This window comes from Rhizobium sp. Nf11,1, from assembly GCF_050587665.1.
Taxonomy (GTDB): domain Bacteria; phylum Pseudomonadota; class Alphaproteobacteria; order Rhizobiales; family Rhizobiaceae; genus Rhizobium.
Map to the genome: position 1 here is coordinate 215,250 of NZ_JBOBHU010000006.1, position 13,007 is coordinate 228,256.

Consider the following 13,007-nt stretch of genomic DNA (forward strand, 5'->3'; position numbering starts at 1 on the left):
CCCGCGCAAATTGCCGAGTGCAGACGTCTCCGGCCGGCGACGGGTTGTTCTTACCCGAGTTAGCGCCTTGCACTCGGTCGCACGGTCGGGCAGGTTGACGGCCCGACGATCGATTCAAGGAGGCCGATGTGGCGCGAAGCTACAGCGTCTATGACGTGTTCACCGATCGAAAGCTTGCGGGCAACCCACTCGCAGTGGTTTTCGACGGCGACGATCTCAGCGACGAGGCGATGCAGGCGATCACCCGAGAGATCAATCTCTCCGAAACGGTTTTCGTGCAGCCTTCGACCAATCCCGCCTACGCGGCGAAGCTCAGAATCTTCACGCCGGGCCGCGAGCTGCCCTTTGCCGGCCATCCCACGGTCGGCACTGCGGTGGCGCTGGCCGAGCGGGCTCATGGCGCAGCGGCCCTCGATCTCGTCATGGTGCTCGAGGAAAACGTCGGGCCGGTCCGTTGCGCCGTGCGGCTGAGGCAGGGTGAGGCGAGCTTTGCCGAATTTGACCTGCCGCGCAAATCGCAGCAAGCCGTCATGCCGCTCGACAAGCTCGGCATCGCCGATGCGCTGTCGCTGAAGGTCACCGAAATCGGCTTTGAAAATCACGTCCCCTCGGTCTGGAGCGCCGGCGTTCCGTTTCTGCTCATTCCGGTGCACGATGTCGGCACGGCTCAGCGGGTGGAATTCGATCCGCAGCTTTGGGAAAAGATCGTGCCCTTCGCCGATGGCGCGCTTGCCTCGGCCTATGTCTATTGCCGCGGCGGCGTCAACCACGTTGCGAAGTTCCATGCGCGCATGTTCGCCAGCGGCATGGGCATCGTCGAAGATCCGGCCACCGGCGCGGCGGCGGCGGCGCTCTCCGGAGCAATCCGCCATTTTGACCGGCTTACGGACGGGCACCACCCGATCATGATTGAGCAGGGCGTCGAGATGGGTCGTCCGTCCTTCATCCACCTGCATATCGATGTCGAAGGCGGGACGATTTCCAACGCGCGGATCGGCGGCCAGGCGGTGCGGCTGGCGAGCGGCACACTTGAGCTTTGAGTTTGCGAGAGCGCCGCGCTCCGTCAGCCGGGACGCTCTATCACCTTGAATTGGCGCATCATCCCTCTCGAAGATCGATTCCGAGTTCTAGGAGTGTGTGCCGCATTTCGGCGCTGCGGAAAAATCTTTGAGATTAACCAAAGAATTTTCGCTGATGCGCTGGACAAGCCTGCCGATCCTGTTTATACGCCCCGTCACACCGCGCAGCCAAGCGCGAACGGGTGATTAGCTCAGTTGGTAGAGCAGCTGACTCTTAATCAGCGGGTCGTAGGTTCGAGCCCTACATCACCCACCAAATCTCTTGATAAGATTGATTGAATAGCGTCAGCGCATGGTCTTGTTTCTAGGCCGACCGCATGTTTCGGCATGACTGGCCGTGTCGACCTGCGCACCCTATCTCTCCCCTATTAACGGGAGGGGTCATGAGAACCGTCATATTCATCGTGGCTTTATCCTTGCCGCTGCCGGCCTTTGCAGCGAGCGTAGTGGAGGTCAAAGCGGGGGACCACAGCTGCAGCGAGCTTGCGCAGATCATCCGGCAGAACAAGAAGGTCTTTGTCCGTGTCGGCCTCGGCGGCCGCAGCTTCCGCTACCCGCCGGCGCAGTGCGACATGGGCGACAAGCGCAGCACGACAAGCGTTGGCGATGCCGAAGGGAGGACTTGCGTTCTGGACTATGCCTGCGTGTTCGACCCGGCGTCGCCCTATAATTTCCCCTGAAGAATTCGTTCTCAGTTGCGTGGGATATCATCCAAAACCGCTCACGTTTTTTGTCGTTCATCACGCTCTCGCCCCCAGGAGTTCCCATGAAAAGCCTCTTTTTGGCCTTCGCCCTGTTGTTTCCGTCCGCAGCCCTTGCCGCCGAGGCGGTAGAGGTCAATGCCAGGGATCACAGCTGCAAGGAGCTTGCGCAAATCATCCGTAAGGACAAAGCCGTTTTCGTGCGCATGGGCATCGGCGGTCGCAGCTTCCGTTATCCGCCGGCCCGATGCAATCTGGGTGACAAGTACGACACTGCAACGGTGACGGATAGAGACGGGAAGATGTGCGTTCTCGACTACGAGTGCGTGTACGATCCGCAATCCTTCTACAACAGGATTCCCAACTAACATCGGGCTGCAGGGGCGCTTCACGCGGCGAGCGTGAAATCGCCCGGTCTTCCCCGACAGGCCAAGAAAAAAGGCCGGGCGAAACTCGCACCGACCTTCCTCGATCTGTCTCAATGACGGCTGCCAGTACATCCGTGGTCAGCCGTCAGAGACAAATTTAATAATCTCTAAATAAGTGCCGATTGCGGTTATTCAAGGGCCGGCCGTAGATAAAAAGCCGTGCCGGCGCGTCACCAGTTTCCCGGGATCATTGCATAGATCCTCCTTGGCGTGTCCTGCCGGATACGCCAAGGAGGCATCTAGCGCGGCTCCTTACGACCGGGCAGCGATTACTGCTGGGCAGGAGCGGCCGGCGGGGTGGCCGGTGCAGGTGCCGGAGCAGGCGTTGCGCTGTTATCGGTCGGAGCGATCGGCTTAGCCGGGGCCGGCTCGGACTGGGTCGTGGAGGCTGTCGTATCCGGCGAAGTGCCGGGAGATGTGCTGCTCCACTGCGAATAGGCGAATGCAGCAACAGCGATCACGGCCAATGCAGCAACCCAAACAACCCACGTATTGCTGCTGCGCGCCGGCGGCGTCGTGCGCAGGTCCAGGTTCGGGTTCAGCGGGCGGTTCGGATCGTTGGCATTATTGGGGTCGTACGTCATGGTACTTTCTCCTCTTTCGGTGTGTGAGAAATGGACGAGCGGGACTTTTGTTCCATTCTGGGGGCGAAGCGTTTGTATTGCCGGGGTTTTTGGGGTTGGAGCGGCTTCTCGAGCGGCAGCGAAAGGCAATTGCGGGGGATGACACCTGAGGAGATCGCTGGCTGTCATATGTACGGCACAGCCGCCGTATAGACGGACCTAACCGCAGCGGAAGCGTCGTCCTTGACAGGACGGGGTGTCTTTGCCAATGCTTTGGTTCTGGGGTTGCGATCACCCCACGAGGCGACATGCTGAAGAATCGCGTCCGGTACAACCGATCAACGGAGGGACGCGTGATGCCGTCATTTCTCGAAATATCTCCCGACAAGCTCAGCCGCCTCATCGGAACACCCGGTGCGCCCTGCATCATCGACGTCCGCACGGACGAGGATTTCGCGCTCGATCCGCGCCTGGTGCCGGGCTCGATCCGGCGCGACCACGCCGAGGTTGCGTCGTGGGCTGATGGCATCGATGCCGATGCCGTCGTCGTGGTCTGCCACAGGGGAGCCAAACTCAGCCATGGCGTCGCCGCCTATCTCAGGCATGCGGGGATTGAGGCGGAAAGCCTCGAAGGCGGTTTCGAAGCCTGGGCCGCGGCCGGACCAGCGGTACCCGAGGCGAAGCTGCCGCGCCGCGACGGGCTGGGGCGCACCGTGTGGGTGACCAGGGCGCGGCCGAAAATCGACCGCATCGCCTGTCCTTGGCTGATCCGGCGCTTCGTCGATCCGAGCGCTGTCTTCCTGTTCGTGCCGGCCCCTGAGGTTGTCGCCGTCGGCGAGCGCTTCGGAGCTGCGCCCTTCGATATCGAGGACGTGTTCTGGAGCCATCGCGGCGAGCTCTGCACCTTCGACGTGATGGTCGAGGAATTCGGGTTGGCGTCCGAACCGCTCTTGCGCCTGGCGCGGATCGTCAGGGCGGCGGATACGGCCAGGCTCGATCTGGCACCCGAGGCGTCCGGTCTGCTTGCCGCCTCGCTCGGCCTCTCCAGAATGTATTCCGACGATCTGGAGCAACTCGAGGCCGGAATGCTTCTCTACGATGCCTTCTTCCGCTGGTGCCGTGATGCGACCGACGAGACCCACAACTGGCCCGCGCCGAAAAAGAGGGCATGAGATGGTCGATGTGACGGAGAACGCGCCCGCCGGACAGGCGGGCAAGAAGGATGCGGGCGAGGGGCATCACCACGGCGTTTCGTTCGGGGAGGCCTTCCGGGTGTGGCTGCGCGTCGCCGCCTTGAGCTTCGGCGGCCCGGCCGGCCAGATCGCCGTCATGCACCGGATCATCGTCGACGAAAAGCGATGGATCGGCGAGCACCGCTTCCTGCATGCCCTGAATTATTGCATGCTGCTTCCTGGGCCGGAGGCCCAGCAGCTCGCCGTCTATATCGGCTGGCTGATGCACCGCACATTGGGGGGGCTCGTCGCCGGCGCGCTCTTCGTGCTGCCGGGCTTCCTGTCGATCCTTGGCCTCAGCTATATCTACGCGGCTTACGGCAGCATCGGCATCGTCGCCGGCCTGTTCTTCGGCCTGAAGGCGGCCGTCCTTGCCGTCGTCGTGCAGGCAGTCATCCGCATCGGCAGCCGCGCGCTGAGAAACCGCGTCATGCTTGCCATCGCGGCCGTGGCCTTCGTCGCCATCTTCTTCTTCCACGTGCCGTTCCCGCTGATCGTGCTGGCCGCCGGCATCGGGGGTTTCCTCGGCGGCCAGTTCGGGCTTGCTGCTTTTAGTCCGGGCGGCGGCCACAAGGCCGCAAGCGACGCGGTGCTGTCGGATGCCGAATCGGCGCTGGGCGAGGGTATTCCCGCGCATGCGCGCGCCAACCTCGCCTGGTCGCTGCGCATATCGGCTATACTGCTCGCCCTCTGGCTGGTGCCGGTCGCCGCCCTTTACGCGTTCTTCGGACAAGGTGACGTCTTCAGCCAGATCGGCCTGTTCTTCAGCAAGATGGCGGTCGTCACCTTCGGCGGCGCCTATGCCGCGCTCGCCTATGTCGCGCAGCAGGCCGTGCAGCATTTCGGCTGGCTGAAACCCGGCGAGATGCTGGACGGTCTCGGAATGGCCGAGACCACGCCGGGGCCGCTGATCATGGTGCTCCAGTTCGTCGGCTTCATAGCCGCCTTTCGCAATCCCGGCTCGCTCGATCCGATGCTTGCCGCCACCCTTGCCGCGATCCTGACGACATGGGTGACCTTCGTGCCCTGTTTCCTCTGGATATTCCTCGGCGCGCCCTTCATCGAAAAGCTGCGCGGCAATGTGGCGCTTGCCGGGGCAATGTCGGCGATCACGGCGGCGGTGGTGGGCGTCATCCTGAACCTCGCCATCTGGTTCGGCCTGCATACGCTGTTTGCCGAAGTCACGCAGGTCAGTTTCGGCAACCTGCGGCTCGATATTCCAGAGCTGCAATCTGCCGTACCGGCGGCAATCGCGCTTTCCGCCGCCGCCGCCATCGCGCTCTTCCGCTTCAAGACCTCGGTTATCACGACGCTCTTCGGCTGTGCGATCGCCGGCATGCTCTGGACACTGGCTATGAATTGATCAGGCCTCTGCTCCCTCGACGGGAATGCGGGTCGCGAGCATCTTGTCGATGCGCATGCCGTCCATGTCGAGCACCTCGAAGCGCCAGTCTTCGAAGAGGAAGGTTTCCCCGGCTTCCGGGATATGTTGAAGCTGATGCAGCGCGAAGCCCGCCAGCGTATGGAAATCGGCGTCGGGGCGATCCTTGAGGCCGAGCCGTTCGAAGGCATCGAAGGCCGGCATCATTGCGTCGATCAGCAGCGAACCGTCTTCCCGCACGACGATGTCGGGCTCCTCGTCGGCGCCCGGCAGATCGCCGGCGATGGCCTCGAGCAGGTCGGTCTGGGTGACGATACCCTCGAGACTGCCATATTCGTCGACGACGATGGCGAGGCGTACGGGCGATGCCTTGAAGCTGTCGATGACGCGTACGACCTTGGTACCCTCATGCAGCACCAGTGGCTGCTTGATCACCTCCAGCGGCCTGACCTTGCCGCCGTCGAGGACCTGATCGAGAAGATCCTTCTTCAATACCATGCCGATCGGTTCGTCGATCGAGCCGCGGGCGACCAGCAACTGCTCATGGCTGCACTCTCGGATCGTCTTCAGAATCTCCGCCTCGCTGTCGTCGGCATCGAACCATTCGATGTCGAGACGCGGTGTCATGATGTCGGAGATCGGCCGGTCGCCGATGTTGAATACCCGCTCGACGAGTTGCTGCTGCACCTGGTTCAGAAGACCCGCCTCCTGGCTCTCGGCGACCAACAGCTTCAACTCCTGCGGTGAGTGGAACGAGGATTCTCCGGTTCCGGCGCGAAGGCCGACGGCTCGCAGCACAAGGTTGCCCATGCCGTTCAAGGTGAAGATCGCCGGCTTGAACAATAGCAGGAAGAGGCCGAGGGGCCGCACGACCGCAAGCGAGGTGGCCTCGCTGCGCTGCAGCGCCAGACTTTTGGGCGCGAGCTCGCCGAGCACGATATGCAGCGCCGTGATGATGACGAAAGCGATGACGATGGCGACGGTATGGGCGCCGGTCGTTACCCATGGCTCAGGCAGCCAGGAGAGCAGCGGTTCGATCAGGTGGGCGAGTGCCGGCTCGCCGACCCAGCCCAGAGCCAGCGACGAGATGGTGATGCCGAGCTGGGTGGCGGCGAGATTGGCGTCGAGATTGTCGATGGCGCGCTGGAGAGCGGAGGCATTCATGCGACCGGCCGCGACGAGTTCGGCAACACGGCTGCGCCTCATCGAAACCAGTGCGAATTCGGCGGCGACGAAGAAGCCATTGGCAGCGACGAGAAAGAACACGGCTAGTATCCCGACAAAGTCGAAGAGCCCGCCCGCGGATTCGGACATATTTTGCTTACCCCTGAATTGATGCGAGTCCGAAACTACACGCTCGCACAGAGCTGGCAAGGCGCGGCCGCCATTCTTGCGATGCCGCGGCGCTTATCGCTTCGGCGCTTCGAAGAGCTCGACAGGGTTTCCGGCCGGGTCTTCCAGCAGGATCTGCTTGCCGCCGATGCCCTGGACTATGTCGTTGCGAAAATGCGCGCCCGCCTGGCGCAGCTTGGTGACTTCGGCTTGGAGGTCGGCGACTTCGATCTGGATGCGGTTCCATCCGCCGGGCTCCGGTTTTCGTCCGTCGGGCATTGCCTGGGAGGCGCCGCCCGGTCCGGTCGTGCCGCTGACGAGCAGACGAAAACCGTCCCTCGTCAGAATGGCGAAGCCTGGGGCCGGGTGAAGCGCGACCGAGAAGCCGAGATGCCGAGTGTAGAATTCCAACGCGGCGTCGACGTCGTCAACGATATAACGCATGCTGATGCCAGGCATGATTTCCTCCATCATCTCTTAAGTCGAGCGATCCCATGCGGCGGGTCCAACGGCGCCCGCGCTCGAGCGAAGGCGCGGAGCAACGCTCCGTCATTTGAATCTGCGCCCAATTCCGCAGAAAATCGAATCCCATCTTCGGAGCTAATGCGTGGATTGCGTCGTGTTGGGAAAAGGGCTGTTCGCTGGAATGCATAAGATTGAACTAAGATATGAGGCCAACCATGCATGCATCTGATCCTGCGCCCGACATGAGGAACCCCACATGAAAAAGCTCTTCTTTCCGCTTCCTTCCTTCTCTCGCCGATCATCGCCTCCCAAGCCAGCGCGGATGATTTTCGCCGCCCGCCTGTCGTCGTCCAGAAGAAGGTGATTGTCAAAAAGACCGTCGTGCGACCGCATTGGAAGAAGGGATATCGCGTCAATGCCCGCGAACGTCGCCAGTTTCGCGACGTCAACGACTATCGCCGCTACCACTTGGCGCCTCCGCCCCGCGGCTATCGCTGGGTGGCACCGACAACGATTTCCTGCTGATCGGCGTTACCAGCGGGGTGATCTCCAGCATTATCGTCGGACGCTGATTGGGAATGGATGAGGGCGGCGGAGGCCGTCCTTTCCGGTTTTGGGGAGAGAGGAGAGGACGTGCCGTGTGGCCCCCTCTGGCCTGCCGGCCATCTCCCCCACAGGTGGGAGATCGGCTGGGCGCGACGGCTTCCCCAAGCAACTCAAGTGGTGATTGTCGATGCCGTTGGAGAGGGAGCGATGGTCAAGCCTCGTGCCGATCTCCCCCCTTGGGGGAGATGGCCGGCAGGCCAGAGGGGGTGCCAAGCACGCCGAGGCTGCCGGAAGGAAAGGCATGGTGTTTAGCGGTGATACGCCTTTCCAATCCTCCAGCATCTCCTCATCACCCCCGCCTGCATGGCACCACCCGCTCCGCGATAATGCCGAGCAATCCCCTTGCTTTACGCCCCGGCTCATCGGCAGCCTCATGCGTCAACGGATGCAGCCCCTCGATCGGCGGCAATGGATCGCATTCCTCGCAGACGCAGCGATAGGGTTTGATCGCTGTCGCCTTCATGCCGCCTGCCGGCTCCAGCTGGCGAAGGGGTCGGGCAGGTTGCGCCAGAGTTCAGGTGTGAAGGCATCGCTTTTCACCAGACAGGCGTCGAGTTCGCTCCTGATCCACGCCTCGTCCATCGGGTCAGTGCCGATGAAGACGATTTCCTGGCGGCGGTCGCCCCAGACGGGGTCGAGATAGGGGCCGATGGCGCTGATGAAGCCGGGTTCCTCGGGCCATTGTTCGCGCGGCACAGAAGCCCACCACAGGCCCATCTTGGAGGTGCGGACGATCGCGCCCGCCTGGCTGACCTCGCCGACATGGTGCGGCCGCGTCGCCAGCCAGAAGAAGCCCTTGGCGCGTACCACGCCCGGCCATGTCCTGTCGAGAAAGGCCTGCAATTTTGCCGGATGGAAGGGCCGCTTCTCGCGATAAACGAAGGAGCGAATGCCGTATTCCTCGGTCTCCGGCACGTGATCCCTGAAGCCGTGCAGTTCCTTGTACCAAAGCGGATGGGTCTCGGCCCTCCCGATGTCGAAACGGCCGGTGCCGAGCACCTCCATCAGCGCAACCTTGCCGAAATCCGCCTCGATCAGTTTGATATCCGGATTGAGGCCGACGACGATCTTGCGCGCGGCGTCGCGCTGTTCCTCGCTTGCCGTGCCGATCTTGTTCAGCACCACCACATCGGCAAATTCGATCTGCTCGACCAGCAGGTCGACGATCGTCCTGTTGTCCCCGTCGCCTGCGGTTTCGCCGCGGTCGGCGAGAAAATCGGCCGAGGCGTAATCGGCGAGCAGATTGGCGGCATCGACGACGGTCACCATCGTGTCCAACCTTGCAACGTCGGACAGGCTTTCGCCATTCTCGTCGCGAAATTCGAAGGTGGTGGCGACGGGCAGGGGCTCGGCGATGCCTGTGGATTCGATCAGCAGGTAATCAAAGCGGCCCTGATCGGCGAGAGCGCGCACCTCCTTCAACAGGTCGTCACGCAGCGTGCAGCAGATGCAGCCATTGGTCATCTCGACCAGCTGTTCCTCGGTGCGCGAGAGATTGGCGCCACCATCGCGCACGAGTCTGGCGTCAATGTTCACCTCGCTCATATCGTTGACAATCACGGCGACGCGCAGGCCCTCACGATTGGTGAGCACATGGTTGAGCAGCGTGGTCTTGCCGGCTCCGAGAAAGCCGGAGAGCACCGTGACCGGAAGTCTGTTGTCCATGGGAACCTCATTTACGTTATTAATGTTGTATCATTACATCGATGGCGACGAAAAAAGGCGGAACGGGGTCATCCGCCTCTTTCCGCCTCAGCATTCTCCAGAGCGTCGCATAAGAGTCATGCGCTGGAGAGGCAAGCCTTCATGCTGTCGGCGATGCCGCGCATGAGGGTGAAGTAGAGATCGGGGCCGGCCTTGAGGGTCGCGGCTTCGGGGTCGAGTATGCCCGACTTGGCGCTCGTGCCTTCGATGACGACCTTGACGAGGCGCGGCTCGAACTGCGGCTCGGCAAAAACGCAGGTTGCGCCGAGTTCGCCGACCTTACGGTGGATTTCCGATACGCGCTCGGCGCCGGGAATGGTTTCCGGGCTGACTGTGATCGAGCCGGCGACGCGGATGCCGTAGCGGTGCTCGAAATATTGGTAGGCGTCGTGGAAGACGACGAAGGGCTTATCCTTGACGGGGGCGACGGTGGCGGCGATCTCCTTGTCTAGCGCCGTCAGCTTGTCATCAAGCGCCTTGGCATTGGCCTGATAGGTCAGCGCATTGGCGGGATCGGCGGCGACCAGCGTCGTGGTGATGACAGTGGCCATCGCCTTCGCATTCATCGGATCGAGCCAGAGATGCGTATCGAAGGCGCCGTGTCCGTGCTCATGCTCTTCATGATCATCGTGATGCGCGTGGCCATCGTCACGTCCGGGCTCAGCCGCATGATCGTGACCATGATCATCTCCGGAGGCATTTTCATGGTCCCCGTCGTCATGCGGCTCGAAGGCGCCGCCTTCGCGGAAGGGCAGCTTGGTCAGGCCTGGCGCATTGTCGAGTTCGACGACGCTGGCGTTCGAGCCCAAAGCTTCGAGCGGCTTTTCGAGAAAAGCCTCCAGGTTCGGGCCGACCCAGAAGATGACCTTGGTCTCCTGTAGCGAGCGCGCGTTCGAAGGCTTCATGCTGTAGGTGTGCGGGGAGGAGGCGCCATCGACGATCAGCGCCGGCTCACCCACGCCCTCCATGATCGCCGCAACCAGCGAATGGATCGGCTTGATCGAGGTGACGACGACGGGCGCATCGGCGGCCCGCATCGTGCCGGCAACGAGCAGGGCGGGGATCGCAAGGGCCGGGATGGTGAGGGCAGCCGGTATTCTGAGGGCCAGGCTGTCCAGGGCAGGCCCCAAGGCGCGTTTCATCGTATGCTCCGCTTGAATTGCAAATGTTATGTTATTACATCAATTGCGTTATGCTATAACGTGTGCAATAGCAGGATGCAACAGCGCTGTCGGAAAATTTGATGCTCTCTCCCGCAAATACCAAGGGCGAACGGCTGGTTTCGCTTGAAAATGTCGGCGTTCTGCGCGGCGGCCGCTGGCTGGTGCGCGGCGTCGAATTTTCCGTTTCGCGCGGCGAGATCGTCACGCTGATCGGCCCGAACGGCTCGGGCAAGTCGACGAGCGCCAAGGCCGCGATCGGTGTTCTGAAGCCGGATGAGGGCAGGGTGGAGCGGCGCCCGGGCCTCAAGGTGGGCTATGTTCCGCAGAAGCTTTCGATCGACTGGACGCTGCCGCTGACGGTGCGCCGGCTGATGACGCTGACGGGGCCGCTGCCGGAGCGCGACATCCAGGCAGCGCTCGAAGCCGCCGGCGTCGCCCATATGATAGGCGCCGAGGTTCAGCATCTCTCCGGCGGCGAGTTCCAGCGGGCGCTGATGGCCCGGGCGATTGCCCGCAAGCCCGACCTGCTGGTGCTCGACGAGCCGGTGCAGGGGGTGGATTTCTCCGGTGAGATAGCGCTTTACGACCTAATCAAGTCGATCCGCAACGCCAGCGGCTGCGGCATCCTGCTGATTTCCCACGATCTCCACGTGGTGATGGCCGAGACCGATACGGTGATCTGCCTCAACGGCCATGTCTGCTGCCGCGGAACGCCCGAGACCGTCAGCCGCAGCCCGGAATATGTGCGCCTGTTCGGCAGCCGGGCAGCCCAGACGCTTGCGGTCTACAGCCATCACCACGATCATACCCACCTGCCGGACGGCCGAGTGCGTCATGCCGACGGCACTGTGACGGATCATTGCTATCCCGAGGATGGGCATCATGCTCATGCGCGCCATGAACACGCGCATGACCACGGGCATGAGCACGCACATGGCTCCCATGAGCACGGGCATGACCACGCTCACGACGATCGTCACGGGCACGATCATGCGCATGAACACGCCCATTCCCGCAGCGGGGAGGGCCGCCATGCTTGACGATTTCTTCGTGCGCGCCATCCTTGCCGGCGTCGGGCTGGCGCTGACGACGGGGCCGCTCGGCTGCTTCATCATCTGGCGGCGCATGGCCTATTTCGGCGATACGATCGCCCATTCGGCGCTTCTCGGCGTCGCGCTGTCGCTGTTGTTCGAACTCAACCTGACGCTGGCCGTCTTCGCCGTCGCCGCGCTCGTATCGGTGTTGCTGCTCTTCCTGCAGAAGCGCCAGGCGCTCTCGGCCGATGCGCTGCTCGGCATCCTCTCTCATGCCACGCTGGCGATCGGCCTCGTCATGGTCGCCTTCATGAGCTGGGTCCGGATTGATCTCATCGCCTTCCTGTTCGGCGATATCCTTGCCGTGTCCACATCGGACATCGCGCTGATCTGGGGTGGCGGGCTCTTCGTGCTGGCGGCGATCGCCTGGCTCTGGCGGCCGCTGCTCGCGGCCACCGTCAATGCCGAGCTTGCCGAGGCCGAGGGGCTGCGGCCCGAGCGGGCGCGGCTCTTCTTCATGCTGCTGATGGCCGTCGTCATCGCAATAGCCATGAAAATCGTCGGCATCATGCTGATCACCTCACTGCTGATCATTCCGGCGGCTGCAGCGCGCCGCTTCTCGGTCACGCCGGAGGTCATGGCAGTGCTCGCCGCGCTGATCGGGGCGGCCGCCGTCGTCGGCGGGCTGTTCGGCTCACTGACCTACGACACGCCGTCCGGCCCCTCGATCGTGGTCGCGGCGCTGATCCTCTTCATTCTCAGCCTGCTTCCCGTCAGGCGCCGCGCGCTCGCGCAAGGACAAGGCTCATGACAACACCGCAGCTCACCAAGAACCAGTCGCTGGTTTTCGAGGTGCTTGAGAAGGCCGAGGGGCCGCTCAGCGCCTATACTATTCTCGACAAGCTGCGCGACCACGGTTTTCGTGCGCCGCTGCAGGTCTACCGGGCGCTGGAGAAGCTGCTCGAATACGGCGTCGTGCACCGACTCGAAAGCATCAATTCCTTCGTCGCCTGCGCCCATCCCGGCGACAACTGCCACAGCCACGGCATCGTCGCCTTCGCCATCTGCGAAAGCTGCGGCCAGGTGATGGAATTCCATGACCACGAGGTCGACCACCGGCTGATGGGCTGGGTGCGCGGGCAGAAGTTCAAGCCCGAGAAGACCACGATCGAGATCCGCGGATTGTGCGAGGCGTGCGCTGCGTGAGGCGGGGAGCTCCGTCCCGCTACAAAGGACACGGCATTCAATAACATAGGGCCGCAAACCGGCCCTCCGTTTATTAACAACCTTTTTCCGTCCGGGTCATTCTCGCGCTGGCT

Annotated in this window: 13 protein-coding genes, 1 tRNA gene and 1 pseudogene; 10 read left to right on the plus strand and 5 right to left on the minus strand. The window is 62.7% G+C overall.

The window, feature by feature from the left end; genetic code table 11:
* Nucleotides 1–128 precede the first annotated feature (128 nt).
* From ACQ7C1_RS11960 to ACQ7C1_RS11975, 4 genes are all read left to right on the plus strand, one after another.
* Entirely contained in the window at nt 129–1,040 is a 912-nt protein-coding gene (locus tag ACQ7C1_RS11960) for a PhzF family phenazine biosynthesis protein (RefSeq protein WP_085778666.1), read from the plus strand.
* 219 nt (nt 1,041–1,259) lie between these two features.
* Nucleotides 1,260–1,335: transfer RNA gene (locus tag ACQ7C1_RS11965), tRNA-Lys, on the plus strand.
* Between the two features lie 127 nt (nt 1,336–1,462).
* Complete coding sequence (locus ACQ7C1_RS11970) at nt 1,463–1,759, plus strand: hypothetical protein (RefSeq protein WP_430958408.1); 297 nt, start codon at nt 1,463–1,465, stop codon at nt 1,757–1,759.
* Between the two features lie 86 nt (nt 1,760–1,845).
* The gene (locus ACQ7C1_RS11975; RefSeq protein WP_430958409.1) at nt 1,846–2,148 is read left to right on the plus strand and encodes a hypothetical protein; all 303 of its coding nucleotides are present in this window, start codon (nt 1,846–1,848) and stop codon (nt 2,146–2,148) included.
* A gap of 329 nt (nt 2,149–2,477) precedes the next feature.
* On the opposite strand, the gene ACQ7C1_RS11980 is transcribed toward ACQ7C1_RS11975, so the two are convergent.
* Complete coding sequence (locus ACQ7C1_RS11980) at nt 2,478–2,792, minus strand: hypothetical protein (protein ID WP_085778663.1); 315 nt, start codon at nt 2,790–2,792, stop codon at nt 2,478–2,480.
* A 335-nt stretch (nt 2,793–3,127) separates the two neighbouring features.
* Between ACQ7C1_RS11980 and ACQ7C1_RS11985 the strand changes: the two genes are divergently transcribed.
* Together ACQ7C1_RS11985 and chrA are read left to right on the plus strand one after the other, a co-directional pair.
* A complete protein-coding gene (locus ACQ7C1_RS11985) occupies nt 3,128–3,943 on the plus strand; it encodes a chromate resistance protein ChrB domain-containing protein (RefSeq protein WP_097598053.1) in 816 nt (271 codons plus the stop codon).
* A gap of 1 nt (nt 3,944) precedes the next feature.
* Nucleotides 3,945–5,366, plus strand: a complete 1,422-nt coding sequence (gene chrA / locus ACQ7C1_RS11990; protein ID WP_430958410.1) for a chromate efflux transporter — start codon at nt 3,945–3,947, stop codon at nt 5,364–5,366.
* On the opposite strand, the gene ACQ7C1_RS11995 is transcribed toward chrA, so the two are convergent.
* Both ACQ7C1_RS11995 and ACQ7C1_RS12000 read right to left on the minus strand, forming a co-directional pair.
* Complete coding sequence (locus tag ACQ7C1_RS11995; RefSeq protein WP_097598055.1) at nt 5,367–6,698, minus strand: hemolysin family protein; 1,332 nt, start codon at nt 6,696–6,698, stop codon at nt 5,367–5,369. It abuts the gene before it with no gap.
* A 93-nt stretch (nt 6,699–6,791) separates the two neighbouring features.
* The gene (locus tag ACQ7C1_RS12000) at nt 6,792–7,175 is read right to left on the minus strand and encodes a VOC family protein (RefSeq protein WP_097598056.1); all 384 of its coding nucleotides are present in this window, start codon (nt 7,173–7,175) and stop codon (nt 6,792–6,794) included.
* A gap of 303 nt (nt 7,176–7,478) precedes the next feature.
* On the opposite strand from ACQ7C1_RS12000, the pseudogene ACQ7C1_RS12005 reads away from it, so the two are divergent.
* Nucleotides 7,479–7,753 (plus strand): annotated as a pseudogene (locus ACQ7C1_RS12005) (RcnB family protein).
* 493 nt (nt 7,754–8,246) lie between these two features.
* Here ACQ7C1_RS12005 and zigA read toward each other — a convergent pair.
* A complete protein-coding gene (zigA, locus tag ACQ7C1_RS12010) occupies nt 8,247–9,452 on the minus strand; it encodes a zinc metallochaperone GTPase ZigA (RefSeq protein WP_430958411.1) in 1,206 nt (401 codons plus the stop codon).
* Between the two features lie 116 nt (nt 9,453–9,568).
* Nucleotides 9,569–10,633 carry a zinc ABC transporter substrate-binding protein gene (locus ACQ7C1_RS12015; RefSeq protein ID WP_430958412.1) on the minus strand — a complete coding sequence of 355 codons (1,065 nt, stop codon included), beginning with the start codon at nt 10,631–10,633 and terminating at the stop codon, nt 9,569–9,571.
* Nucleotides 10,634–10,734: 101 nt separating this feature from the next.
* Here ACQ7C1_RS12015 and ACQ7C1_RS12020 point away from each other — a divergent pair, with 101 nt between their 5' ends.
* Genes ACQ7C1_RS12020 through ACQ7C1_RS12030 form a run of 3 tightly spaced genes read left to right on the plus strand, consistent with a single transcriptional unit; the run spans nt 10,735 to nt 12,894 of the window.
* On the plus strand, nt 10,735–11,694 hold the full coding sequence (locus tag ACQ7C1_RS12020; RefSeq protein WP_430958413.1) for an ATP-binding cassette domain-containing protein: 960 nt from the start codon (nt 10,735–10,737) through the stop codon (nt 11,692–11,694).
* Nucleotides 11,687–12,499: a zinc ABC transporter permease subunit ZnuB gene (znuB, locus tag ACQ7C1_RS12025; protein ID WP_430958474.1), complete on the plus strand. Its 813-nt coding sequence runs from the start codon at nt 11,687–11,689 to the stop codon at nt 12,497–12,499. The genes ACQ7C1_RS12020 and znuB overlap by 8 nt, the downstream gene beginning before the upstream one ends.
* On the plus strand, nt 12,496–12,894 hold the full coding sequence (locus tag ACQ7C1_RS12030) for a Fur family transcriptional regulator (protein ID WP_064694566.1): 399 nt from the start codon (nt 12,496–12,498) through the stop codon (nt 12,892–12,894). The genes znuB and ACQ7C1_RS12030 overlap by 4 nt, the downstream gene beginning before the upstream one ends.
* The last annotated feature ends 113 nt before the right edge of the window (nt 12,895–13,007 follow it).

Bases quoted from the DNA above. Each gene is read 5' to 3' on its own strand.
- ACQ7C1_RS11970 (WP_430958408.1), top strand. From the start codon at position 1,463: ATGAGAACCGTCATATTCATCGTGGCTTTATCCTTGCCGCTGCCGGCC.
- ACQ7C1_RS11975 (WP_430958409.1), top strand. From the start codon at position 1,846: ATGAAAAGCCTCTTTTTGGCCTTCGCCCTGTTGTTTCCGTCCGCAGCC.
- ACQ7C1_RS11980 (WP_085778663.1), bottom strand. From the start codon at position 2,792: ATGACGTACGACCCCAATAATGCCAACGATCCGAACCGCCCGCTGAAC.
- ACQ7C1_RS11985 (WP_097598053.1), top strand. From the start codon at position 3,128: ATGCCGTCATTTCTCGAAATATCTCCCGACAAGCTCAGCCGCCTCATC.
- chrA (WP_430958410.1), top strand. From the start codon at position 3,945: ATGGTCGATGTGACGGAGAACGCGCCCGCCGGACAGGCGGGCAAGAAG.
- ACQ7C1_RS11995 (WP_097598055.1), bottom strand. From the start codon at position 6,698: ATGTCCGAATCCGCGGGCGGGCTCTTCGACTTTGTCGGGATACTAGCC.
- ACQ7C1_RS12000 (WP_097598056.1), bottom strand. From the start codon at position 7,175: ATGCCTGGCATCAGCATGCGTTATATCGTTGACGACGTCGACGCCGCG.
- zigA (WP_430958411.1), bottom strand. From the start codon at position 9,452: ATGGACAACAGACTTCCGGTCACGGTGCTCTCCGGCTTTCTCGGAGCC.
- ACQ7C1_RS12015 (WP_430958412.1), bottom strand. From the start codon at position 10,633: ATGAAACGCGCCTTGGGGCCTGCCCTGGACAGCCTGGCCCTCAGAATA.
- ACQ7C1_RS12020 (WP_430958413.1), top strand. From the start codon at position 10,735: ATGCTCTCTCCCGCAAATACCAAGGGCGAACGGCTGGTTTCGCTTGAA.
- znuB (WP_430958474.1), top strand. From the start codon at position 11,687: ATGCTTGACGATTTCTTCGTGCGCGCCATCCTTGCCGGCGTCGGGCTG.
- ACQ7C1_RS12030 (WP_064694566.1), top strand. From the start codon at position 12,496: ATGACAACACCGCAGCTCACCAAGAACCAGTCGCTGGTTTTCGAGGTG.